The following is a 785-nucleotide window of genomic DNA, read 5'->3' on the forward strand; positions in this document are numbered from 1 at the left end:
AAACGAAAATGGCTCAATACCAGATTACCCTGAATGACGATTCTTTGAAAGACCTCTTTCTGCAGGATGGGGGTGTCGCGAAGTTGGTCGAACAGGTGCTGAATCAGGTATTACAGGCTCAGGTCACGGAACAGCTGAAAGCGAGTCCGTATGAGCGGACTGAGGAGCGGCGAGGGTACCGTAACGGAACATTGCCTCATCCCATCACGACACGTGTTGGTCGGCTCATCCTGCAGGTTCCACGGATTCGCAATGGCGAGTTTTCAACGGAGCTGTTTGCCCGCTATCAGCGCAGTGAACAGGCACTGGTGATTGCGTTGATGGAGATGGTGATAAACGGTGTATCGACACGCAAGGTGGCCCAGATCACGGAGGAGCTTTGTGGGACGGAATTTTCTAAGTCCACAGTGTCGGCGCTGTGCAAGCGGTTGGATCCAATCGTCGCAGCGTGGAACGAGCGCAGCTTGCGGGAGCACCGATATCCGTTCGTCCTGGTCGATGCTCTGGTGGTCAGGATTCGGGAAGACGGGCGTGTTCGGCCTCGAGCTGTGATGATTGCCGTAGGTATTAACGAAGATGGATATCGCGAGATTCTGGGCCTGATGATTGGTGACAGTGAGTCAGAGGCAAGCTGGCGGGCGTTCTTTGCTTGGCTCAAATCACGGGACTTACGAGACCTAGACATTGTGGTTTCAGACAGTCATGCAGGACTCGTCCGTGCCCTTCAGACGGAATTCCAAGGCTGCACCTGGCACAGATGTCAGACACACTTTATGCGCAATCTG

1 protein-coding gene is annotated in these 785 nt (G+C 54.1%); it reads left to right on the top strand.

Going from position 1 to position 785, the window contains the following annotated elements; genetic code table 11:
• Positions 1–8: 8 nt before the first annotated feature.
• Positions 9–785, top strand: a 777-nt coding sequence (locus J3482_RS20175) for an IS256 family transposase (RefSeq protein ID WP_206923083.1), incomplete at its 3' end; no start/stop codon positions are given.

It is taken from the genome of Alicyclobacillus suci (assembly GCF_017329615.1).
In the GTDB taxonomy this organism is placed as follows: Bacteria; Bacillota; Bacilli; order Alicyclobacillales; family Alicyclobacillaceae; genus Alicyclobacillus; species Alicyclobacillus suci.